The organism is Vibrio atlanticus, from assembly GCF_024347315.1.
In the GTDB taxonomy this organism is placed as follows: Bacteria; Pseudomonadota; Gammaproteobacteria; order Enterobacterales; family Vibrionaceae; genus Vibrio; species Vibrio atlanticus.
On the sequence record NZ_AP025460.1, the window covers coordinates 956,195 to 980,103 of the forward strand.

Consider the following 23,909-nt stretch of genomic DNA (forward strand, 5'->3'; position numbering starts at 1 on the left):
AACAGTTAGTTAATAGAAAGAACAGGAAGTTAGAGCTGAATATGGCAGAAGAACAAGAAACACCGAAAGGAAAGAGTAAGCTCCTCATTATCGCTATCGCGGTTGTTGTGCTGTTACTTGGAGGTGGTGGTGCCGCATTTTTCTTAATGGGTTCCGATGATAAGGCTGAGGGTGCTGGGTCGTCAGCTGAGGTTCAACTCATGGGTGCAGATCCAGTGGTCTATGTTAATGTGCCTCAAGCTTTCTTATTTAACGTTACGGGCGATAAGAAAGATCGCTTAGTTCAGATAAAGGTACAGCTGATGGTACGTGGTATGAAGAATGAAGTTCTCGCTCGATACCACTCTCCACTTGTTGAAAGCGCACTACTTGCTACATTTGCTTCGGCGACGGTCGATCAATTACGATCTCCTGCCGGCAGAGTTGAACTGCGGAACAAGGCGACTGAAGATATTAAAGCAAGCTTAACTCAAGCTGTTGGCCAGCCGGTAATTGAAAAAGTGTTATTCACTGACTTTGTAATTCAATAGGTAATATGTGACCGATTTATTAAGCCAAGACGAAATTGATGCGCTATTACATGGCGTTGATGATGTTGAAGACGTTGAAGATGTCTTAGAAACCGAAAGTGACAATACGGTCAATTTTGATTTCTCATCACAAGATCGAATCGTTCGTGGTCGAATGCCGACCCTTGAACTTATTAACGAGCGTTTCGCACGCCATATGCGTATTAGCTTGTTTAATATGTTGCGTAAGACGGCTGAAGTGTCGATCAACGGCGTACAGATGATGAAATTTGGTGAGTACCAGAACACACTCTATGTACCCACAAGTTTAAACATGGTTCGCTTCCGCCCGTTAAAAGGTACTGCGCTAATTACGATGGAAGCTCGGCTAGTTTTCATTCTCGTAGAGAACTTTTTTGGTGGTGATGGTCGTTTTCATGCCAAGATTGAAGGTCGCGAATTTACACCAACAGAAAGACGAATTATTCAGTTACTACTGAAAATTGTTTTTGAAGATTACAAAGAAGCTTGGTCTCCCGTGATGGGCGTTGAGTTTGAATACTTGGACTCTGAAGTAAACCCAAGTATGGCTAACATTGTGAGTCCAACCGAAGTGATTGTTGTGAGTTCATTTCACATTGAAGTCGATGGCGGCGGAGGTGATTTCCATGTGGTTATGCCTTACTCAATGGTTGAGCCGATTCGTGAACTGCTGGATGCTGGTGTCCAATCAGATAAAATGGAAACCGACGTTCGTTGGAGTTCAGCATTGCGTGATGAAATCATGGATGTGCCAGTCAACTTCCGTGTCAATTTGCTCGAGCAAGATATCTCTTTGCGTGATTTGATGGAACTTCGTCCTGGGGATGTTATCCCGATGAATATGCCTGAGCATGCAACCATGTTTGTTGAAGAACTGCCGACCTATCGTGTGAAAATGGGTCGTTCTGGAGAGAAGCTCGCGGTACAGATTTCTGAAAAAATTGAAAGACCTCATGTGGTCAAAACCGATCTCGCCTTTCTTGGCAAAGACTTAATGTCTGAGTTGGAAAATAGCGAAGATGAAGAATAGCAAAGTAGATAAAAGTATAGGAATTGGTAATGGAACCTAGTGAAGATCAAAAGCTAGCAGACGAATGGGCTGCAGCACTTGGTGAAGACCCTTCAGCACCGTCAATCGATGTTGATGATGTTCTCGCGGCACCACTTGATGAGTTAACCGACTCATCGTCTCCAATTTCAGAAGATGAGCGTCGTAAGCTGGATACCATTATGGATATCCCAGTGACTATCTCAATGGAAGTCGGCCGCTCTCAAATTAGTATCCGTAACTTACTTCAATTGAACCAAGGTTCGGTTGTTGAGCTAGATAGAATTGCTGGTGAGTCACTTGACGTGATGGTTAACGGCACTCTGATTGCTCATGGAGAAGTGGTTGTGGTGAATGACAAATTTGGTATTCGTTTGACAGACGTTATTAGTCAAACAGAACGAATTAAGAAGTTGCGTTAATGAGCTTTTTGTCTCAAAGACTGGCGGGCTCTTCTCTCGGAATGACAGGTTTTTCTCGCAGAGTCTTGGGAGTAGGGCTACTTGCTACTCCTTCTATTGCCTTTGCGGCAACGCCTCCTTCTCTCGATTTGGCGACCACCTTTGGGTCGCTAATTTTCGTTATAGCCTTCATTTTATTTATTGCTTGGCTACTGAAGCGAATGCAAGTGCCTGCGATGTCGAATCAACAAGGTTTGGCTATTATTAGGCAAATTCCGGTAGGCACAAAAGAACGTATCGCTATTGTACAAGCGGGTGATGAACAGTTCTTGGTAGGCATTACCACACAATCGATTCAGCTGATCTCTAAGCTCGATAAACCTCTTACTCAGGAGATGCTGGAAAAAAGTACATTTTCAAGTCAGCTTTCCCAGCTAATAAAAAAAGATGCAAACAAGTAACGGATTTTTGAATCCATTTTACTTTTGCCATGCCGGATTTTTCCGTACGGTGAAAGTGTGGTTGGTTCAGCTCATTATATTCTGCTCTCTCGTATTTAGCGTGTCAGTATTTGCACAGGTTGAAGATGGCACTGTCATTCCTGCGAATACCGCTGGATCTGAGTCGGTCACCATCAGTACGATGCAGCAAGATCAAGCCAAATCGAAGACTATGACCACTGGTAGCTTAACCGGTAATGGTGGCGGCATACCTGCCTTTACCATGACCACCAATGCCAATGGCGGTGAAGACTACTCGATTAACCTGCAAATTCTTGCGTTAATGACCATGCTTGGCTTCTTGCCGGCGATGGTTATTTTGATGACATCGTTCACCCGCATTGTGGTTGTGATGTCTATTTTGCGTCAGGCAATGGGTCTTCAACAAACACCTTCGAACCAAGTGATTATTGGCATTGCGATATTTCTGACCTTCTTCATCATGTCGCCAGTAATCAGTCAGGTCAATGAACAAGCTGTTCAGCCTTATTTGAATGAACAGATATCAGCGCGACAGGCGTTTGATGTTGCCCAAGGGCCGATTAAGTCTTTTATGCTTAAACAGACTCGAATCAAAGATCTTGAAACTTTTGTTGAGATATCCGGTGCGCAAGTAACCAACCCAGAAGATGTTTCAATGGCGGTTCTGATTCCTGCGTTTATCACGTCTGAATTGAAAACAGCTTTCCAGATAGGCTTTATGTTGTTCTTGCCGTTCCTAATTATCGACTTGGTGGTGGCATCAGTTTTGATGGCCATGGGTATGATGATGTTGTCACCAATGATTGTATCGTTGCCGTTTAAGTTGATGTTGTTCGTCCTTGTTGATGGTTGGAATTTGATACTCTCCACTCTCGCCGGCAGTTTTGCCTTGTAGCTGGGGGAAGCATGAATCCTGAAATATTCGTAGATTTATTCCAAGATGCCCTTTGGATGGTACTAATTATGGTTTGCGCCATAATTATTCCTAGCCTGCTGATTGGTTTGGTTGTGGCTGTTTTCCAAGCGGCTACTTCGATCAATGAACAGACTTTAAGTTTCCTACCGCGTTTGATCGTGACGTTATTAGCGTTGATGATGTTTGCACATTGGATGACTCAAATGATGATGGAGTTCTTTTTCGAACTCATCGAACGCTTGCCACAAGTCCTGTATTAAACCGATATGGAATACCCAACGAGCCTTGTACTAGAGTGGTTAGCCAATTATTTTTGGCCCTACACTCGCATCTCAGCCATGCTGATGGTGATGACGGTAACCGGTGCACGCTTTGTGTCGCCGCGTATTCGTCTGTATTTAGGTTTAGCGATCACCTTTGCGGTGATGCCAGCGATTCCCGCTGTTCCTAAAGAGATTGAACTGCTCTCTTTCCAAGGGTTCTTGACGGTATTTGAACAAATCGTGATTGGTGTTGCCATGGGGTTTGTCACCCAATTCATGATTCAAACTTTCGTAATGCTCGGCCAGATCTTGGGTATGCAATCAAGCTTGGGTTTCGCTTCTATGGTGGATCCGGCTAACGGGCAAAACACGCCAGTACTGGGCCAGTTATTTATGTTGCTAGCGACCATGTTTTTTTTGGAGACAGACGGTCACTTGAAAATGCTGCAGCTGGTGGTGTTCAGCTTTAAGACTTTACCCATTGGCAGTGGAAGTTTGACCTCTGTTGATTATAGAGAGCTTGCTCTGTGGTTGGGTATCATGTTCAAAACAGCATTAGCAATGTCATTGTCTGGTATTATTGCGCTGCTGACGATTAACCTTTCGTTTGGTGTAATGACGCGTGCGGCGCCTCAACTAAATATCTTTTCTTTGGGTTTCTCATTTGCGCTACTCGTGGGCCTATTGCTTTGTTGGTATATCCTTGGCGGCTTGTTTAGTCACTATGAGTTATTCTGGATACAAACCGAACAACAGATATGTCGTCTAATCAGGTTAGAGTGCTAGGAGACTAAAATGGCAGAGTCAGACGGTCAAGAACGCACGGAAGACGCCACGCCCAAACGCTTGCAACAGGCCAAAGAGAAAGGGCAGGTTGCAAGGTCAAAAGAATTAGCGTCGGCGTCGGTACTTATTGTTGGTGCGATTGCTTTAATGTGGTTTGGTGAATCGATGGCGAAAGCTTTGTTCGAAACAATGCAACGTCTGTTTTCTCTGAGTCGGGAAGAAGTTTTTGATACCACAAAACTCCTCGAAATTGCGGGTGGCGCATTAGTGAACCTGTTGTTCCCGCTGTTCTTAATCCTGATAACCTTATTTGTTGCTGCCGTCATTGGTGCGGCGGGTGTCGGGGGGATTAATTTCTCTATGCAGGCGGCGATGCCTAAGGCGTCTAAGCTAAACCCACTTAGTGGTATTAAGCGTATGTTTGGCCTGCAGAGTTGGGTTGAACTGTTGAAATCTATCTTGAAAGTGGCACTTGTTTCGGGAATGGCCATCTATCTTATTCAAGCTTCTCAACACGATTTAATGCAACTGAGCATGGAGGTATACCCACAGAATATCTTCCACGCTTTAGATATCTTGCTTAATTTTATTCTGCTGATCAGCTGCTCTTTACTTATCGTGGTGGCGATTGATATCCCGTTCCAGATTTGGCAACACGCCGATCAGCTGAAGATGACCAAACAAGAAATTAAAGATGAACACAAAGATACTGAAGGTAAGCCTGAAGTTAAGGGCCGCATTCGTATGTTACAAAGAGAAGCTGCCCAGCGCCGTATGATGGCTGACGTACCTCAAGCGGATGTGATTGTGACCAACCCGGAGCACTTCTCGGTGGCTCTACGCTATAAACAGAATCAAGACAAAGCCCCCGTTGTAGTGGCTAAAGGTGTTGATCATATGGCAATGAAGATCCGTGAAATTGCCCGTGAAAATGACATCTATATTGTTCCTGCTCCACCATTGGCTAGGGCGCTTTATCACACTACCGAACTAGAACAACAAATTCCTGACGGTCTGTTTACAGCGGTTGCTCAAGTGCTTGCATATGTGTTTCAGCTGAAACAGTACCGAAAACGAGGCGGAGAGAGGCCAAAACTCCAAGATTCTAATATGCCGATCCCACCTGATTTACGACATTAGATCAATTGCTTGAGCTCTGCTTGATGAACCCTGATAATAGCGGGCTAGCTAATCCTCTTTTTAAAGAGGCGATGGCAATAATTTGACGAAAAGTGTTGGTACAGTGTTTGCTATATCAACCCCGAATATTATTAGCCGATCATTAATAACCTTAGCATTGTAAATCCGAGTGTTATAAACCCGATCAGTATAAATCTTAGTATTATTAAACCTGTGCATTTGAACCTATGCACTATAAACCATAGCAACATAGCTTAGACCTGAGCCTCAAATAGCTTAGTGAGATGGCTACAACATAGCGAAACTGTCTAGACTTATGAAATTCTCCCTGCCTTTTGCGGACAAGCTGCCTAAAATCCCTAATCGTGCGATGCCTGCAATTGGCGCGCCCGTTATGGTACTTGCGACGCTCGCTATGGTGGTGTTGCCAATACCAGCCTTCTTGTTGGACATGTTCTTCACTTTCAACATTGCACTGTCCATGGTTGTGTTACTGGTTTCGGTTTATACCCGCAGGCCTTTGGACTTCGCTGCATTCCCGACCGTACTTTTGATTGCGACTCTACTTCGATTAGCTTTGAACGTTGCTTCGACACGTGTGGTATTGCTTCATGGTCACGAAGGTGGTGACGCGGCCGGTAACGTTATCGAAGCCTTCGGTAACGTGGTTATCGGCGGCAACTACGCGGTAGGTCTAGTGGTGTTCTTGATTTTGATGATCATCAACTTCATGGTTGTAACCAAAGGTGCGGGTCGTATTTCGGAAGTAAGTGCGCGTTTCACCCTAGATGCCCTACCGGGTAAACAGATGGCAATCGATGCCGACTTGAATGCGGGTTTGATCGACCAAGATCAGGCTCGTACTCGACGTTTTGAAGTGACCAAAGAGGCTGACTTTTACGGCTCGATGGACGGTGCGTCTAAGTTTGTTAAAGGCGATGCAATAGCCGGTATCTTGATATTGTTTATCAACATCATTGGCGGCTTGAGTATCGGTATGGCTCAGTTTGACCTTGGTTTTGGTGAAGCCATCGAAATCTATACGCTACTGACTATCGGTGATGGTCTGGTTGCACAAATTCCATCGCTGTTACTTTCTATTGCTGCGGCGATGATGGTAACGCGTCAAAATACTGATGAAGACATGGGCGAACAACTTGTCTTCCAAATGTTCGATAATCCTAAAGCCCTAATGATCACCGCCGCTATCCTCGGCATCATGGGTATTGTTCCTGGTATGCCACATTTCTCTTTCTTGAGCCTTGCTGTGGTTGCTGGGGCTGGGGCTTACTTTATCGATAAAAAGAATAAGGCAAAGGTAGAAGAGAAAAATCTACCTGCAACCGCTAATGCCAATGGTGATAAGCCCGCATCGCAAAAAGAACTGTCTTGGGATGATGTTCAACCGGTAGATATTATTGGTCTCGAAGTGGGGTACCGCTTGATTCCTTTGGTCGATAGAGACCAAGGTGGTGAATTGCTTGAGCGCGTGAAAGGTGTACGGAAAAAGCTGTCTCAAGATTTTGGTTTCTTGATTCCAGCAGTACACATTCGCGATAATCTGGAACTGACACCAAACAGCTATCGAATTACCCTGATGGGGGTAGCGGTTGGTGAGGCTGAGATCAAACCGGACATGGAGCTCGCGATTAACCCTGGCCAAGTCTATGGGATGATAGATGGAGAGCCGACGATTGACCCTGCCTTTGGCCTTGAAGCGGTCTGGATTCGTGAAGAGCAGCGTGAACACGCACAAGCCTTAGGTTATACGGTTGTAGACTCTTCAACCGTACTTGCCACACACCTTAGCCAGCAGTTAACGAATAACGCTTCACAGTTGATTGGCCACGAAGAAGTTCAAAACTTACTTGAGATGCTTAGCCGATCAACACCTAAGCTGGTAGAAGGTTTTGTTCCGGATCAATTACAGCTTGGTGTGGTTGTGAAAGTTCTGCAAAACCTACTGAATGAAGCGATTCCAATTCGTGATATTCGAACCATTGTCCAAACTTTGTCGGAGTACTCTTCTAAGAGTCAAGAACCTGACATATTAACTGCAGCTGTTCGCATCTCACTAAAACGACTAATTGTTCAAGAAATCAATGGTATAGAACCAGAATTACCAGTTATAACCTTGATTCCTGAGTTGGAACAAATCTTGCATCAAACCATGCAGGCATCCGGCGGAGAATCTGCTGGTATTGAACCAGGTTTAGCCGAACGTTTACAGACCTCACTCAGTAACGCGACACAAGAGCAAGAACTGAAAGGTGAGCCAGCGGTGTTATTGACCTCTGGTGTTTTACGTTCGACTTTGGCTAAGTTCGTGAAAAACACGATCCCAAGCTTGAGAGTATTATCTTACCAAGAGATACCAGACGAAAAGCAGATACGTATAGTACAAGCTGTTGGTAATTAAGCCGCCTAATTAGAACGGACGATCGAATTGAAAATTAAACGATTTTTTGCAAAAGATATGCGAACAGCTCTGCTCCAAGTTAAAGAAGAACTTGGCTCAGAAGCGGTGATCATGTCTAACAAAAAGGTCGCAGGTGGTGTGGAAATTGTTGCCGCTATTGATGGCGATTCCAGCCCGTCGACAGCAAGTCCCAGACTCAATAAACCTCAGCAGCCTACGCAAAGCCAGTACACTCAAATGTCTGAGCCCAAATTGCCAACTGGGCGTCGTCAATTAGATGATGACAAGGTTAGCATCCAGCCGAATGCAGAAGGTGGACGCTCAATGACCAAGCGCTTTGCGAATATGCTAAAGCAATACAGTCATGGCGCCGACGATGAGCAACAACATCGCGCTGAAAATGAAGACTCGTTATCAGCATTGCTCAATCGCCAGTCAAGTAACGGTCATCAACCTCAGAGTAGCCAGCATTCTAGCGGCACCCTTGACTCGGCCTTTGCTCGTGAAACGGGTTTATCTAAATTGATTGCCGAAGATCGCAGAGTAGAGCGTCCAGCACCTCGCTTAGATCCTACCCGTTATGATCGTGGTCGTGAGAATGCTCAATCCAAAGGTTCAGATACTGAAATGGAAACGATGCGCGACGAGATGACTTCAATTCGTCGTTTGTTAGAGCATCAAGTCTCTGGACTCATGTGGCAAGAAGTCGAACGTCGCGAACCTTTGCGAGCGATGCTTATCAAGCGCCTAGAACGTATGGGTGTTTCGGCAGAACTCGCCGATCAAATGGCCTGTTACATTCCAGAAGACACAAAACCAGCACGAGCATGGAAAGCCTTGCTTGCTCTGGTCGCTGATCAAATCTCAGTAACACAAAAAGATATTTTAAAACGCGGCGGTATTGTGGCCTTACTTGGCCCGACTGGCGTAGGTAAAACAACAACCGTTGCTAAGCTCGCAGCCCGCGCAGCAATGGAGTACGGTGCAGACAACGTAGCGCTTGTGACAACGGACACATATCGCATAGGTGCACATGAGCAGTTATCGATTTATGGTCGAATTATGGGTTGTCCTGTAAGAGTTGCTAAAGATTCTAGTGAATTGGCCGATGTAATATATCAGTTACGTAATCGTCGCCTGATTCTAGTCGATACTGCAGGTATGGGGCAGCGAGATGTTCGCCTATCTGAGCAGTTAGACACATTGATGCAAGAGAGTGGTTCCGTTATCAATAGTTACCTTGTGTTACCCGCAACCGCGCAACGCAAAGTACTACAAGAAACCATTGAACACTTTAGAAGAATCCCGCTGTCGGGATGTATCCTGACGAAGCTGGACGAATCGCTTAGTTTGGGTGAGTTCATCAGTGTGGTAATACAAAATGCATTGCCAGTTGCTTATATAGCAAATGGTCAACGAGTTCCTGAAGATATCGTTATTGCTCAGCCAAAGTACATGATTGCTAAGGCCAATGAGTTATTAGAAAAATCGACAGAGAATGAACCTCATTACTGGAATAGCGATTCTGAAGGGCTCTAGGCGGCGGATAAATATGAATGAGAATATGATACACGATCAAGCTAGCGGCCTCCGTCGCTTAACCCAGCCTTCACTCACAAAAGTTATCGCTGTAACGGGTGGCAAGGGAGGCGTGGGTAAATCGAATGTAACGTTAGGTATGGCTATTTGTATGGCTCGCCAAGGCAAGAAAGTCATGGTGCTGGATGCCGATTTAGGATTAGCTAACGTAGACATCATGCTCGGCATTCGTTCTAAACGAAATCTTGGGCATGTGTTGGCTGGCGAGTGTGAACTTAAGGATGCGATTGTCGAAGGGCCGCACGGAATTAAAATTATTCCAGCGACATCAGGCACACAAAGCATGACTGAACTTTCACACGCTCAACACGCCGGGTTGATTCGTGCTTTTGGTTCGCTTGAAGACGAGATGGATATCTTATTGGTTGATACCGCAGCGGGTATATCCGATATGGTCATCAGCTTTTCAAGAGCTGCGCAGGATGTGGTTGTGGTGGTTTGTGATGAACCAACGTCGATTACTGATGCATATGCATTGATTAAGCTGTTGAGTCGAGAGCACCAAGTACAGCGATTCAAAATTGTTGCAAATATGGTCAGAAGCTATCGCGAAGGCCGAGAATTATTTGCAAAGTTGACTTTGGTCACAGAGCGCTTCTTGAATGTGAGCCTCGAACTCGTAGCATGTATTCCTTTAGATGATAAAGTACGTCAATCAGTTAAGAGACAGAAAATCGTAGTCGATGCGTTTCCTCGCTCTCCAGCTGCATTGGCAATCAGCTCTTTGGCTAATAAGGCATTGACCTGGCCAATACCAAAAACACCAAGCGGACACTTGGAGTTTTTTGTTGAAAGGCTGCTGAACCGTACTGAATTTATAGAGGAACCATTTGGTGAATAAAGCGCTTACTTACGATCAACATGCTAATCACAATAGCCAGCAGGCTTTTTTTGAGAAGTACTCTGTGTTGGTTAAGCGTATCGCTCATCATTTGTTGGGGCGATTACCGCCTAATGTATTAGTTGATGACTTGATTCAAGCCGGCATGATTGGCCTGATTGAAGCACAGCAGAACTATGATGGTACTAAAGGCGCAAGCTTTGAGACGTACGCAGGTATTCGAATTCGTGGGGCAATGTTGGATGACATTCGCCGCGGGGATTGGGTCCCGAGATCGGTTCATAAAAACAATCGAGAAATCAGTAGTGCAATCGCGGAATTAGAGGGCACTCTCAATCGCGATCCCAGTGATGCTGAGGTGGCAAAGCACATGGGGCTGAGTTTAGACCAGTATCACAGTGCTTTAACTGATATTAATTGCTCAAAATTGGTAGGGATAGAAGACTTAGGTGTCTCTGATGATGTAATATCTCCGAATGAAGATTCTCAAGATAATACGCCTTTTCAAGGGGTTGCAGATGAATCATTCCGCCAAGCTTTGATCGACTCGATAAAACAACTTCCGGAAAGGGAAGGCCTCGTGCTTTCGCTTTATTACGACGAAGAACTCAATTTAAAAGAGATTGGGGAAGTATTAGGTGTCAGCGAATCTCGTGTCAGCCAAATACTAAGCCAATCTATGCAGCGTTTACGCACTAAGTTAAGTGCTTGGACACAGAACGACTAACAACACTGATTTTATTCAGTGGAGGCTAATTTGAACAAAAACATGAAAATTCTCATTGTTGATGATTTTTCAACGATGCGCCGAATTGTTAAAAACCTACTTCGCGATTTAGGTTTCAACAACACTCAAGAAGCAGACGATGGCTTGACCGCGTTACCTATGCTGAAAAAAGGCGAATTTGATTTCGTGGTAACTGACTGGAACATGCCGGGTATGCAAGGTATTGATCTTCTAAAACATGTTCGTGCAGATGCAGAACTTAAGCACCTTCCAGTGCTTATGATCACAGCAGAAGCTAAGCGTGAGCAGATCATTGAAGCAGCGCAAGCGGGTGTTAATGGTTACATTGTGAAGCCGTTCACTGCCGCAACTCTAAAAGAGAAACTCGACAAGATTTTTGAGCGTTTATAAGCACTCATAAGAACCTGTTTCAGGCGCTTCATAGAGAGACATTAACTTTTTTGTTTCCCGTTTATCTCTAAAGCTGAAGCGTCACAAACTATGCGGAGTAAGGCCGGACTCAGGATGATTTCATTAGAACAAGCAAAAAAATTAGTAGAGCTGCTTGAAAACGATGAGCAGCAAGGTGCTGATTCTCTTGTTAGAAGCATTTATGAAGATAATTTTAATCTTCAAGATAACCCAATGCTTCAAGAAATAGGCAGTCTGACTCGTGACCTCCATGATTCTTTGACACAATTCAACTTTGACGAGCGTATTAACGTTATCGCAAAGGATGAAATCCCTGACGCCAGGGATCGCCTTCAATATGTCATTGATAAAACGGAAGTTGCGGCGAACAAAACGATGGACGCTGTCGATCGCTGTATGCCAATTGCAACTAATTTACACGAGTGTTTACTTCAAGTAAGGCCTCAATGGAATGAACTGATGCATGGCCGCATTGAGCTAGTAACATTCAAAGCTTTATGCCACCGCATTGATGGATTACTTGTCCAAGTAGAAGGCGATAGTACTGAACTACGTGGACAACTGACTGAAATCTTGATGGCTCAGGATTTCCAAGATTTAACTGGGCAGATTATTAGCAAAGTTATTACCTTGGTGAATGAGGTTGAAGGACGTCTGGTAGAGATTCTCACCGTATTCGGTGCGAATCAAATAGAACCCACACCAGAGACAGATAAGAAAGCATCTATTGCTCCTGAGGGGCCGATCATGAACCCAGAAGCTCGTGAAGATGCTGTTGCATCTCAAGATGAAGTCGACGATTTGTTATCCAGTCTTGGATTTTAAAGGTAACGTATGAGCTACGATTTAGACGAAGATATTCTTCAGGACTTTTTAGTCGAAGCCGGGGAGATCCTTGAACTCCTATCAGAACAACTGGTAGAGCTAGAGAATAACCCTGACGACAAAGAACTACTAAACGCTATTTTCCGTGGTTTCCATACAGTAAAAGGTGGTGCTGGTTTCCTAGCATTGACCGAGCTGGTGGATACTTGTCATGGTGCTGAGAATGTGTTCGACATTCTAAGAAATGGCCAACGCAGTGTAACATCAGGTCTAATGGATACGATGCTACAGGCTTTAGATACAGTCAATGTACAGTTTAAAGCCGTGCAAGATGAGGAAGCTTTAGTACCAGCAGACCAATCTTTACTGGATGAACTTCATCGCCTCTGTAAGCCAGAGTCTGAAGATGAAGTGGCACCAGTAGAAGCTCCAGCACCGGTTATCCCTGAACCTATCGTTGCAGCTCCTGAACCTGTTATTGCTCCGGAATCTACTGCTGAAACTACAAACATCAGTGCATCTTCCGTGGATGATATTTCTGAAGATGAATTTGAGCGTTTACTGGATGAACTTCACGGTAAGGGTGGTTCACCAACGACATCATCTGTAGACACACCAGTGCCGGCACCCGTGGCACCTCAGCCAGTTGCTGCGAGTGGTGACATTACTGACGACGAATTTGAAAAGTTGTTAGATGAGTTGCATGGTGCGGGTCAAAGCCCGACAGCTGCAAACTCAACGCCTCCTCCTCCGCCAGTTGCTCCGGTAGCCAAAGCACCAGTAACGTCTGAAGGCGATGACCTAATGACTGATGCTGAGTTTGAGAGTTTACTTGATCAGTTACACGGCTCAGGTAATGGCCCTTCAATTGAAGAGTTGGATGCTGCGACTAAGCCTGTACAAGCGAAGCCCGAGCCTGTTGCGCCGAAAGTCGCTCCTAAACCACAGCCTGCTCCTGTTGCTGTAAAAACTGAGCCTAAGCCTAGCGTACCAGCAAAAGCTGAAGTTAAAGCGCCTGCGAAGAAGCAGCAAGCTGAAGCCACAGTTCGTGTTGATACCTCAACACTGGATACCATCATGAACATGGTGGGTGAGCTAGTATTGGTTCGTAACCGCCTTGTTAGCTTAGGTTTAAACAGCAACGACGAAGAAATGTCGAAAGCTGTCTCTAACTTAGACGTTGTTACTGCTGACCTACAAGGTGCAGTAATGAAGACGCGTATGCAGCCGATTAAGAAAGTATTTGGTCGCTTCCCTCGCGTTGTCCGTGACCTTGCTCGTACCTTGAAGAAAGACATTGTTCTTGAAATGCGTGGCGAAGAAACGGATCTTGATAAAAACTTAGTAGAAGCACTTGCTGATCCCCTGATTCACTTGGTGAGAAACTCTGTCGATCATGGTATCGAAATGCCGGACGACCGTGTTGCTGCGGGTAAATCTAAAACCGGTAAAGTGATTCTGTCTGCCTCTCAAGAAGGCGACCACATTGAACTGGCTATCGTTGATGATGGCGGCGGTATGGACCCTGATAAGCTTCGTGCTATCGCGGTTAAGCGCGGTCTGATGGATGATGATGCAGCGTCTCGCCTAACAAATAAAGAGTGTTTCAATCTAATCTTTGCTCCTGGCTTTTCAAGTAAAGAAAAGATCTCAGATATCTCTGGCCGTGGTGTAGGTATGGACGTTGTGAAAACAGCGATCAACACACTGAATGGTTCAATTGATATCGACTCAGAGATGGGCCAAGGCACCAAGATTACCATTAAGGTTCCGTTGACACTTGCGATCCTACCAACCTTAATGGTCGGTGTTGCGGGTCACCCGTTCGCATTGCCACTGGCTTCTGTAAATGAAATCTTCCACTTAGACCTAAGCCGCACAAACGTGGTTGATGGTCAGCTGACTATTATCGTTCGCGATAAGTCTATTCCACTGTTCTACCTACAAAATTGGCTTACACCTAAAGAAGGTCTTGTTGAAGGGCGTCAAGGTCATGGTCATGTTGTTATTGTGCAACTTGGTAGTCAACGTGTTGGTTTTGTTGTCGATGCGCTTATCGGCCAAGAAGAAGTGGTTATTAAGCCACTTGATAAGCTTCTTCAAGGCACGCCAGGAATGGCAGGTGCGACAATTACAAGTGACGGTCACATAGCATTGATTTTAGATGTGCCGGACTTGTTGAAGCAGTACGCAGCTGCATCAAGAATTTAACTTAAGGATAAATATGGCGATTAAAGTATTAGTCGTTGATGATTCGAGCTTCTTTCGTCGTAGAGTAAGCGAGATCATCAACTCGGAGGCTCGCCTAGAAGTCATCGATGTAGCAGTAAACGGTAAAGAAGCGGTTGAGAAAGCGAAAAAGCTAAGACCTGACGTAATTACCATGGACATCGAGATGCCTGTCATGGACGGTATTACTGCCGTTCGTGAAATTATGGCTGCGTCTCCAACGCCTATTTTGATGTTTTCATCGTTAACGCATGATGGTGCAAGAGCAACGTTAGATGCGTTAGACGCGGGTGCTCTAGATTTCTTACCTAAGAAATTTGAAGACATCGCTCGTAACCGTGACGACGCTGTCGCATTGCTTCAACAGCGCGTGATTCAGATTGCTGCAAAACGCGCGTTTATGCGACGCACTCCTGTTGCGCCAAGAGCTACCGCAACAGCTACGGCGTCAACATCAGCGCCATTGCGCCAATCTATTTCAGCAACAGCCCCTGCTGCTAAACCAGCGGTTGCTTCAACCGCGAAATTCAGAGCTTCTGGTAAAAAGTATCAATTAACTGCAATTGGTACTTCTACTGGTGGGCCAGTTGCACTACAGAAAATTTTGACACGCATCCCTGCCAGCTACCCGCATCCGATTGTGTTAGTGCAGCATATGCCAGCAACGTTCACCGCTGCTTTTGCTAGCCGCTTGAATACCTTGTGTAAGATTGAAGTTCGTGAAGCTCAAGACGGAGACCTGTTGAAACCTGGGGTGGCTTATCTTGCTCCAGGCGGAAAGCAAATGATGATTGATGGTCGCCCGGGTTCGGCGCGTCTGAAGATTATCGATGGTGGTGACCGAATGAACTACAAGCCTTGTGTGGATGTCACTTTTGGTTCTGCAGCTAAGATCTACGGCGATAAAGTGTTGTCTATGATACTGACCGGTATGGGGGCTGATGGTCGAGAAGGTTCTCGCATGTTAAAAACAGCGGGTTCGACCATTTGGGCGCAAGACGAAGATAGTTGTGTTGTATATGGTATGCCTCAAGCTGTAGCAAAAGCTGGCATTTCTACTGAAGACCTACCTCTAGACCGCGTTGCGGAACGGATTTTGGTCGAAGTTGGGTTAGCTTAGGTAAATCGACATGATTGTTTGGAGTGTTGCAAACCAAAAAGGTGGAGTTGGGAAAACGACGACGACAGTGACCCTAGCTGGCTTACTTGCCTTAAAGGGTCATCGTGTGTTGTTGGTTGATACTGACCCACATGCATCACTAACCACCTATCTGGGTTACGACTCAGATACGGTGGAATCGAGCCTGTTTGATCTGTTCCAGCTGCGTGAGTTTTCTACGCAAGCTGTGAGAGCGTTGACTATACAGACCGAAATTGAAGGTATCGATATTATTCCCGCACACATGTCATTGGCGACATTAGACCGTGTAATGGGAAATCGAAGTGGTATGGGCTTGATCTTAAAGCGTGCTTTAGCCGCTTTGAAAGATGACTATGACTACGTGCTTATCGATTGTCCGCCTATTCTTGGTGTGATGATGGTGAATGCGTTGGCTGCCAGTGATCGTATCTTGATTCCGGTACAGACTGAATTTTTGGCGATGAAGGGTTTAGAGCGCATGATTCGCACTCTAACCATTATGCAGAAGTCTCGCAAAACACCGTTTAAGGTGACGATTGTCCCGACGATGTACGACAAGCGAACGAAAGCATCATTGCAAACATTGACTCAGCTTAAAGATGACTATCCAAACCAAGTTTGGACCTCTGCTGTGCCGATTGATACCAAGTTTCGCGATGCCAGTCTAAAACGTTTGCCAGCATCTCATTTCGCATCGGGTAGCCGTGGTGTATTTGCTTATAAACAGCTGCTTATTTATCTCGAGAGGTTAGCGATAAATGAGCGCGAATAACGAATCGACATTGACGCAACCAAGTTTATCGAGTGAACAAGCAATCGATGATTACTTTACTGCGCTGTTAGGCGATGAAAACTTTGAATCTGATGCTTTTCTTGTTGACGAGACTAGCGACGAATCACAAACTAAAAAGCCAGAGCCAGAGCCAGAGCCAGAGCCAGAGCCAGAGCCAGAGCCAGAGCCAGAGCCAGAGCCACAATTAACGACAAGTCATTATTCAAGCTACGCCGAAATACGCGCTGCAGAATTTGAAGTGCCGAATCTTGAGGATGTTCAGAAACTTCTGAGTCGTTTAGAAGCAACTAATGTTGTCGATGAGCTGAATCTAGATGAGTTGATGGATCAGAACACGCAGCAAATTGCTCAGCAGGCAGACATACAAATGTTTGACGCTGCAGTCGAGTCTGTTCAAGTGTCTGTAGATCCTGAAATTCAAGATTGGGATCTTCCAGAACCAGAATTAGCCGTTGAAAGTGAACTACTCGCCGAAGCGGTCGAAACTGAAGTGGTCGAAACGGAAGCGCTCGTAACTGAGCACATTGAAGTTAAGGCTACTGAACCCGATCTTGAATCTCCTCAAATTGAGCCAGTTACCGAACTTGAAACTCAAGCCGGTGGAGCAGATCAGTTTACATCATGGGAAACGACGGCTAGAACTGAAGATTTTCAAGTGCTGTATTTTGATGTGAACGGTGTGACGTTTGCTGTGCCACTTGATGAGCTCGGGGGTATTCATCGCCTTGAAGAGTTAAGTCATATTATTGGCAAACCTGCTTGGTATTTGGGGTTGCAAACTAATCGAGATAGTAAGCTAGACGTGGTTGATACCGCCAAATGGGTGATGCCTGAAAAGCTATTATGTGATGATTATAAAGAAAATTATCAATATATAGTCATGCTTGGCGAAAGCTTGTGGGGGCTTGCGAGCACAGAGCTTAAAGGTACCGAGCTGCTTAATACAGATAAAGTACGCTGGCGAGAAACGGCAGGGAAACGGCCATGGCTCGCTGGTATGGTAAAAGAAAAAATGTGTGCTTTGATCCATGTTGAAGCATTAACCGCCATGCTAAATGCAGGGCTAGACGTAAAAGCATTGGGCTAGTACTACGATTGGTACAATATAAGCATCAAGTTAACAACAGTGGTCGGTAACGACGGCAAGAGGATTATCTATGTCTCATATGAGTGAAGTTGAAGTAAGAAAAGATCAAACAAATGATGAAGTACTTCAATGGGTGACATTTCAACTAGAAGAAGAAACTTACGGCATCAATGTAATGCAAGTACGTGAAGTATTGCGTTACAGCGAGATTGCTCCAGTACCGGGTGCTCCAGACTACGTTTTAGGTATTATTAACCTGCGTGGTAACGTTGTTACTGTTATTGACACTCGTTCTCGTTTTGGTTTGATGCAAGGTGAAATCACTGATAACACACGTATTATCGTTATTGAGTCTGAGCGTCAAGTTATTGGCATTTTAGTAGATAGCGTTGCTGAAGTTGTTTACCTGCGTTCTTCTGAAATCGACACGACACCAAGTGTTGGTACTGATGAAAGTGCTAAGTTCATCCAAGGTGTTAGTAACCGTGATGGCAAGCTTCTTATCTTAGTCGATCTGAACAAGCTGTTAAGTGAAGACGAATGGGATGAGATGGCTCACCTGTAATGTTTGAAGCGCTTCCTTTAAACCCTATTGCTCTGATAGTCGGAGTTGGGGTTTTTACGTTATTCATCGTGATTTTGATTAGCAAAGTAAAAAGTGCAATTCAAAAGCAGATCGATACGTCACGCCTGCAAGTTCGTAACTTGGATAAAGAGCTTCAAAAATCGAGTAAGCAATTACTTGAAGTTCGCTCTGTTGTGGTTGGCCTTGGTCAGAAAGTGACGGAACAGCAAGATCTGATAAAACACTTGAATGAACGTATTGTTGAGTTGGAACATGCGGACACCGATGGGCGTTTGTATACACGCGCAACTAAAATGGTTCAGCTCGGTGCTGGGATAAACGAACTGATCGAAGAGTGTGAATTACCTAAGGCAGAAGCTGAGCTGATGATGTCTCTGCAGAATAAGCTCGCAGGTAAGGAAAAAATCCCTTCGTTAAGAAGTAATCCTTCATCGTATGATGAACAACCTGCATCCTCTCGTGATCGCAGAGACCCGACTCGACGTCGTTAAATTTAGCGCTTACTGCGTAATGAGCAATTGATGTTCATCACGCATACCTCTTAAAAAGAAGCTTCGGCTTCTTTTTTTGTGTCTGGTATACCTATATAGAACGATGTTTATAAGTGTTTGTATCTAATGCAATATATTGTTTGTTGATGAAAATGTGTAAATTGTGATGCGGTGGTAACAGTTTCTTACGGAGTTTGTTCTTTCGAAAACGCCTAGTCCTGTTTTGTCACCTTATTGGTGTGCTACTATAGCCCTCTCATTACTCGACTAAATTTACCTATGCTAGAAGTCTCAAATTTAACTGCTATTCGTGACGACAGGGTTCTGTTTGAATCGTTGTCTTTTCAATTGAAACCCGGTGAACTGGTTCAAGTTGAAGGTCGTAACGGTACTGGGAAAACGACACTCCTTAGGATTATCACCGGGCTAGGCGACCGCGATGACGGCACTATTTCTTGGGATGGCGAATCTATTGAGTCGAACCGAGATATGTATCACCAAAATTTGCTTTTTCTTGGTCACCAAACTGGCGTGAAACGCGAGCTCAGTGCCTATGAAAATCTGAGCTTCTATCAATCGATTCACAGCAGTGGAACGAGTAAGGAAGAACTTTACAATGCATTGGCTCAAGTGGGGCTTGCTGGTAGAGAAGACGTACCAGCAGGGCAACTTTCAGCGGGGCAACAGCGCCGTGTGGCATTGGCTCGTCTTTGGTTGAGTAAGCAAATGTTATGGATTCTAGACGAACCGCTGACTGCAATAGACAAGCAGGGTGTTAAGGTTTTGGAGTCTCTTTTTTCTCAGCATGCAGATAACGGTGGCATTGTGTTATTAACCACACACCAAGATATGTTTGCTGATAGCCCGAAACTAAGAAAAATAAAGTTGGGTGAGTAATATGATCTCTTCAATGACAACGATCATCCGACGTGAGCTATTGATCGCATTTCGTCGCCAAGCCGATATCTTTAACCCTCTGTGGTTTTTTATTATTGTCATCACCCTTTTCCCATTGAGTATCGGCCCTGAGCCAAACCTACTTGCACGTATTGCTGCAGGTATTGTTTGGGTAGCGGCTTTGCTTTCTGCATTGCTCTCTTTAGAGCGTTTGTTTCGTGATGATTTTCAAGATGGCGCGCTTGAGCAGATGATGTTGATGCCCATCCCGTTGCAGTTGGTAGTCTTGTCCAAGGTCATAGCGCACTGGTTATTGACAGGGTTACCATTAATATTGATCAGTCCGTTGTTGGCGGTACTGCTGTCCTTGGATTTCGATACTTGGTTATCGGTAGTCTTAACGTTATCGGTCGGTACGCCTGCATTAAGCTTTATTGGTGCGATTGGTGTGGCTTTAACGGTTGGGTTACAAAAAGGTGGTGTGCTGTTAAGTCTGCTTATTTTGCCGTTGTATATCCCAATTCTTATATTTGCTACATCAGCGATTGATGCCGCAGCGTTAGGCGTTGCGTATAACGGACAATTAGCGGTGTTAGGGGCAATGTTAATGGGCGCGATGACGCTCACCCCATTTGCCATCAGTGCAGCACTGAGAGTGAGTGTTAACTAGTTAATTACCTGGTTAAGATTAACTACGCACTCACTAGCACTTTGCATGTTCAAAGTGAACTATTTAAAGCCTTCAAACTCCTAGAGTCACTGAAAGAAGCTGTAAGCCAAATAAATTATAATAATTATAGCTGTGATAGCTGTAAGCAATATGAAGTAAGAGTGAGATTACAACATGTGGAAATGGCTCCATCCCTACGCCAAAGCAGAAACCTCTTATCAGCTTGCTGGTAAACTTCTGCCATGGTTTTCGATCCTAGCGCTATTGTGTCTATCCGCCGGTACTGTATGGGGGCTTGCATTTGCCCCTTCTGATTACCAGCAAGGCGATAGCTTCCGAATTATCTATATCCATGTTCCGTCTGCAATTTGGTCTATGGGTGTATACATGTCGATGGCAATTGCCGCCTTTATCGGTTTGGTATGGCAGGTAAGGCTGTCAGACATGGCTGCGTTGGCTATGGCGCCTATCGGTGCTGTATTTACCTTTATTGCGTTACTAACTGGCGCTGTTTGGGGTAAACCAATGTGGGGTGCTTGGTGGGTTTGGGATGCACGTTTAACCTCAGAGCTGATTCTTCTATTCCTATATTTAGGTGTTATTGCACTGCACCATGCGTTTGACGACCAAAAAACCGCAGCAAAAGCAGCCGGTATTTTGGCCATCGTTGGTGTCATCAACCTACCTATCATTCACTTTTCAGTAGAGTGGTGGAACACACTCCACCAAGGCGCAACAATTACTAAGTTTGATAAGCCTTCTATTTCAAGTGACATGCTATGGCCGCTTCTTCTTAACATCTTCGGTTTTGCCTTTTTCTTTGGTGCTGTGACTATGGTTCGTTTTAGAAACGAAATCATCAGTAAAGAGAGTCACCGTCCATGGGTTCGCAAGCTAGCGGCTAATAAAGCGTAGTAGGGTAGGTAATTATGTATTTTGAATCTCTGAGTGATTTCTTTGCCATGGGTGGCTACGCCTCATATGTATGGAGTGCATTTGGAATCACATTCCTCGCGATGATCATTTTACTTGTCGTAAGCGTTCGTCGTGGTAAGCAATTATTAAATGAAGTACAAGCTAAGATTGACCGTCAAGCTCGTATTGATGCAGCAAAAAATATGGAGAACACTCTATGAACCCAAGACGCAAAAAGAGGCTAGGCATTATCTTAGCGATCTTTGTTGGTGTCAGTGCAACTGTTGGATTGATGGTTTATGCACTTAACCAGAACATGGATCTGTTCTACACGCCAACTGAGCTCGTCAACGGCAAAGATGGTAAAAAACCTGAAGTGGGTCAACGCTTACGTATTGGTGGCATGGTTGTAGTCGGCTCTGTAAGCCGTGACAATGAATCATTGCGTGTAAGTTTCGATTTAGCAGATGTAGGCCCTAAAGTGACGATTCTATATGATGGCATCCTTCCTGATCTTTTCCGTGAAGGCCAAGGTATTGTTGCTCAAGGTGTCCTTAAGGATGCAACGACAATTGAAGCGTTTGAGGTGTTGGCAAAGCACGATGAAGAATATATGCCTTCTGAAGTTGCTGAAGCAATGAAGAAAACTCATGAGCCTTTGCAATACACGACTGAACAAAAAGAAGGAAATGCTCAATGATAGCCGAGATCGGCCATTTTGCGATGATCCTGTCTTTGGGACTTGCACTGCTGCTAAGCGTGCTCCCACTGTATGGAGCCGCTCGAAATAACACATTATTGATGAACAGTGCACGACCGCTGTCGTGGGGTATGTTCGGATTCCTTGCGATTTCGTTCTTTATCTTGTGTTACGCGTTCTACACTAATGATTTTACGATTCAATACGTAGCAAGTAACTCGAATAGCCAACTGCCTTGGTACTACCGAATTACCGCGGTTTGGGGGGCTCATGAAGGCTCACTACTGCTTTGGGTTCTAATCCAAGCGGGTTGGACGGTAGCAGTTGCTACGTTTAGTCGTGGTATGCCTCAAGAGTCTGTGGCTCGCGTACTGGCGATTATGGGTTTGATTACTGTCGGCTTCTTGCTGTTCATTATCGTAACGTCTAACCCGTTCCTACGTACACTGCCTTTCTTCCCCGTTGATGGCCGTGACTTGAACCCACTACTGCAAGATCCGGGTTTGATTATTCACCCGCCAATGCTTTACATGGGTTATGTCGGTTTCTCGGTAGCGTTCTCTTTTGCAATCGCTTCCCTAATGAGCGGTCGTTTAGATACGGCATGGGCTCGTTGGTCTCGTCCTTGGACAATCGCTGCTTGGTTATTCCTAACAGTAGGTATCGCTCTAGGTTCATGGTGGGCTTACTACGAACTTGGCTGGGGTGGCTGGTGGTTCTGGGATCCAGTAGAAAACGCTTCATTCATGCCTTGGTTAGCTGGTACTGCTCTAATGCACTCACTAGCGGTAACCGAAAAGCGTGGCACATTTAAAGCTTGGACAGTCTTGCTGGCTATCTCTGCATTCTCACTAAGCTTACTAGGTACATTCTTAGTTCGTTCGGGCATATTGGTATCGGTTCACGCATTCGCGTCGGATCCTGCCCGTGGTATGTTTATTCTAGGTTTCTTAGTGTTCGTTATCGGTGGTTCACTGTTGTTGTTTGCTGTTAAAGGCGCATCGGTTCGTGTACGTGGTAACTTCGATTTGGTTTCTCGTGAAAACGCGCTACTCGGCAACAACATCCTATTGATTGCTGCACTTGTGGTTGTGTTAGTCGGTACCTTGCTGCCATTAGTTCATAAACAGTTAGGCTTGGGCTCGGTATCTATCGGTGCACCATTCTTTGATATGTTGTTCTTCTGGTTAATGATCCCGTTCTCGTTCCTATTAGGTATCGGTCCACTGATCCGTTGGAAACGTGACAACCTATCTAAGCTCGTTAAACCTATGCTGATCTCAGGTGCATTCTCACTGGGCTTAAGTGCGCTAATGGTTACGATTTTGGCTGACCGTTTCAGCGGTACCGCTTTTGCCGGTTGGGTAATGGCATTCTGGATTATCTTCATGCATGGCTTTGAGCTTCATGAACGTGCGACACACCGTCATACATTCCTGAAAGGCCTGACTAAGCTACCTCGTAGCCACTGGGCGATGATGTGTGGTCACATTGGTTTGGCCGTGACAGTGATTGGTATTGCGATGGTGCAAAACTACAGCATCGAACGTGACGTACGCTTAGCACCAGGTGAAAGCTACCAACTTGAAGAGTACAGCTTCTTGTTTACAGGAGTTCGTGACAAAGATGGCCCTAACTACGATGGTTACATTGCTGACTTTGAAATTACCAAAGAAGGCAAATACATCAACACGCTTCACGCTGAAAAACGTTTCTACACAACCGCTAAGTCGATGATGACAGAAGCGGCGATTGATCGTGGCGTAACGCGCGACCTTTATATCGCAATGGGCGAGCGTTTAGACGACAATAAATCTTGGGCTGTGCGTATCTACTTCAAACCATTTGTACGTTGGATCTGGGCTGGTTCTCTGATTATGTCGATTGGTGGTGTTATTGCTATCAGTGACCGTCGTTACCGCTTCCGTAAGCCAACGAAAAAGTCTACTAAAGAGCAGGAGGCTTAATTC

General features: G+C 45.1%; 26 protein-coding genes. All 26 read left to right on the plus strand.

The window, feature by feature from the left end; genetic code table 11:
• Positions 1-41: 41 nt before the first annotated feature.
• The 26 genes from fliL (at position 42) to OCV30_RS04565 (ending at position 23,906) form a co-directional block, all read left to right on the plus strand.
• Positions 42-530, plus strand: coding sequence for a flagellar basal body-associated protein FliL (gene fliL, locus OCV30_RS04440; RefSeq protein WP_009848547.1), 489 nt, complete (start codon positions 42-44; stop codon positions 528-530).
• 7 nt (positions 531-537) lie between these two features.
• Entirely contained in the window at positions 538-1,581 is a 1,044-nt protein-coding gene (fliM, locus tag OCV30_RS04445) for a flagellar motor switch protein FliM (RefSeq protein WP_009848546.1), read from the plus strand.
• 29 nt (positions 1,582-1,610) lie between these two features.
• Positions 1,611-2,021: a flagellar motor switch protein FliN gene (gene fliN / locus OCV30_RS04450; protein ID WP_004739851.1), complete on the plus strand. Its 411-nt coding sequence runs from the start codon at positions 1,611-1,613 to the stop codon at positions 2,019-2,021.
• Positions 2,021-2,461 (plus strand): flagellar biosynthetic protein FliO, encoded by a 441-nt coding sequence (gene fliO / locus OCV30_RS04455; protein WP_065678595.1) that lies wholly within the window; start codon positions 2,021-2,023, stop codon positions 2,459-2,461. The genes fliN and fliO overlap by 1 nt, the downstream gene beginning before the upstream one ends.
• Positions 2,448-3,377: a flagellar type III secretion system pore protein FliP gene (gene fliP / locus OCV30_RS04460; protein ID WP_009848544.1), complete on the plus strand. Its 930-nt coding sequence runs from the start codon at positions 2,448-2,450 to the stop codon at positions 3,375-3,377. Before fliO ends, fliP begins: the two co-directional genes overlap by 14 nt.
• 11 nt (positions 3,378-3,388) lie before the next feature.
• The gene (gene fliQ / locus OCV30_RS04465) at positions 3,389-3,658 is read left to right on the plus strand and encodes a flagellar biosynthesis protein FliQ (protein ID WP_009848543.1); all 270 of its coding nucleotides are present in this window, start codon (positions 3,389-3,391) and stop codon (positions 3,656-3,658) included.
• Between the two features lie 6 nt (positions 3,659-3,664).
• Positions 3,665-4,447: a flagellar biosynthetic protein FliR gene (gene fliR, locus OCV30_RS04470; protein ID WP_009848542.1), complete on the plus strand. Its 783-nt coding sequence runs from the start codon at positions 3,665-3,667 to the stop codon at positions 4,445-4,447.
• A gap of 9 nt (positions 4,448-4,456) precedes the next feature.
• Complete coding sequence (gene flhB, locus OCV30_RS04475) at positions 4,457-5,587, plus strand: flagellar biosynthesis protein FlhB (protein WP_009848541.1); 1,131 nt, start codon at positions 4,457-4,459, stop codon at positions 5,585-5,587.
• 316 nt (positions 5,588-5,903) lie between these two features.
• Positions 5,904-8,006: a flagellar biosynthesis protein FlhA gene (gene flhA / locus OCV30_RS04480; RefSeq protein WP_009848540.1), complete on the plus strand. Its 2,103-nt coding sequence runs from the start codon at positions 5,904-5,906 to the stop codon at positions 8,004-8,006.
• Positions 8,007-8,033: 27 nt separating this feature from the next.
• On the plus strand, positions 8,034-9,545 hold the full coding sequence (flhF, locus tag OCV30_RS04485) for a flagellar biosynthesis GTPase FlhF (protein WP_012603444.1): 1,512 nt from the start codon (positions 8,034-8,036) through the stop codon (positions 9,543-9,545).
• A gap of 13 nt (positions 9,546-9,558) precedes the next feature.
• The gene (locus OCV30_RS04490) at positions 9,559-10,446 is read left to right on the plus strand and encodes a MinD/ParA family protein (RefSeq protein WP_009848538.1); all 888 of its coding nucleotides are present in this window, start codon (positions 9,559-9,561) and stop codon (positions 10,444-10,446) included.
• Entirely contained in the window at positions 10,439-11,173 is a 735-nt protein-coding gene (locus OCV30_RS04495) for an RNA polymerase sigma factor FliA (RefSeq protein ID WP_009848537.1), read from the plus strand. Before OCV30_RS04490 ends, OCV30_RS04495 begins: the two co-directional genes overlap by 8 nt.
• Positions 11,174-11,215: 42 nt before the next feature.
• Complete coding sequence (gene cheY, locus OCV30_RS04500; RefSeq protein ID WP_012603445.1) at positions 11,216-11,584, plus strand: chemotaxis response regulator CheY; 369 nt, start codon at positions 11,216-11,218, stop codon at positions 11,582-11,584.
• 114 nt (positions 11,585-11,698) lie between these two features.
• On the plus strand, positions 11,699-12,430 hold the full coding sequence (locus OCV30_RS04505; RefSeq protein ID WP_065678596.1) for a protein phosphatase CheZ: 732 nt from the start codon (positions 11,699-11,701) through the stop codon (positions 12,428-12,430).
• Between the two features lie 9 nt (positions 12,431-12,439).
• The gene (locus OCV30_RS04510) at positions 12,440-14,641 is read left to right on the plus strand and encodes a chemotaxis protein CheA (RefSeq protein WP_065678597.1); all 2,202 of its coding nucleotides are present in this window, start codon (positions 12,440-12,442) and stop codon (positions 14,639-14,641) included.
• Positions 14,642-14,654: 13 nt separating this feature from the next.
• On the plus strand, positions 14,655-15,779 hold the full coding sequence (locus tag OCV30_RS04515; protein WP_009848533.1) for a protein-glutamate methylesterase/protein-glutamine glutaminase: 1,125 nt from the start codon (positions 14,655-14,657) through the stop codon (positions 15,777-15,779).
• A gap of 10 nt (positions 15,780-15,789) precedes the next feature.
• Positions 15,790-16,572, plus strand: a complete 783-nt coding sequence (locus tag OCV30_RS04520; RefSeq protein WP_009848532.1) for a ParA family protein — start codon at positions 15,790-15,792, stop codon at positions 16,570-16,572.
• On the plus strand, positions 16,559-17,680 hold the full coding sequence (locus OCV30_RS04525; protein WP_261879035.1) for a chemotaxis protein CheW: 1,122 nt from the start codon (positions 16,559-16,561) through the stop codon (positions 17,678-17,680). Before OCV30_RS04520 ends, OCV30_RS04525 begins: the two co-directional genes overlap by 14 nt.
• 70 nt (positions 17,681-17,750) lie before the next feature.
• The gene (locus OCV30_RS04530; RefSeq protein ID WP_009848530.1) at positions 17,751-18,245 is read left to right on the plus strand and encodes a chemotaxis protein CheW; all 495 of its coding nucleotides are present in this window, start codon (positions 17,751-17,753) and stop codon (positions 18,243-18,245) included.
• Positions 18,245-18,757 (plus strand): DUF2802 domain-containing protein, encoded by a 513-nt coding sequence (locus tag OCV30_RS04535; RefSeq protein ID WP_009848529.1) that lies wholly within the window; start codon positions 18,245-18,247, stop codon positions 18,755-18,757. The genes OCV30_RS04530 and OCV30_RS04535 overlap by 1 nt, the downstream gene beginning before the upstream one ends.
• Before the next feature lie 279 nt (positions 18,758-19,036).
• Positions 19,037-19,654 (plus strand): cytochrome c biogenesis heme-transporting ATPase CcmA, encoded by a 618-nt coding sequence (gene ccmA / locus OCV30_RS04540; protein WP_009848528.1) that lies wholly within the window; start codon positions 19,037-19,039, stop codon positions 19,652-19,654.
• A 1-nt stretch (position 19,655) separates the two neighbouring features.
• Positions 19,656-20,324 carry a heme exporter protein CcmB gene (gene ccmB / locus OCV30_RS04545; protein ID WP_009848527.1) on the plus strand — a complete coding sequence of 223 codons (669 nt, stop codon included), beginning with the start codon at positions 19,656-19,658 and terminating at the stop codon, positions 20,322-20,324.
• A gap of 174 nt (positions 20,325-20,498) precedes the next feature.
• On the plus strand, positions 20,499-21,239 hold the full coding sequence (locus tag OCV30_RS04550; protein ID WP_009848526.1) for a heme ABC transporter permease: 741 nt from the start codon (positions 20,499-20,501) through the stop codon (positions 21,237-21,239).
• Positions 21,240-21,253: 14 nt separating this feature from the next.
• Positions 21,254-21,460, plus strand: a complete 207-nt coding sequence (ccmD, locus tag OCV30_RS04555; RefSeq protein WP_009848525.1) for a heme exporter protein CcmD — start codon at positions 21,254-21,256, stop codon at positions 21,458-21,460.
• Complete coding sequence (ccmE, locus tag OCV30_RS04560) at positions 21,457-21,939, plus strand: cytochrome c maturation protein CcmE (RefSeq protein WP_065678599.1); 483 nt, start codon at positions 21,457-21,459, stop codon at positions 21,937-21,939. Before ccmD ends, ccmE begins: the two co-directional genes overlap by 4 nt.
• Positions 21,936-23,906 carry a heme lyase CcmF/NrfE family subunit gene (locus tag OCV30_RS04565; protein ID WP_065678600.1) on the plus strand — a complete coding sequence of 657 codons (1,971 nt, stop codon included), beginning with the start codon at positions 21,936-21,938 and terminating at the stop codon, positions 23,904-23,906. Before ccmE ends, OCV30_RS04565 begins: the two co-directional genes overlap by 4 nt.
• The last annotated feature ends 3 nt before the right edge of the window (positions 23,907-23,909 follow it).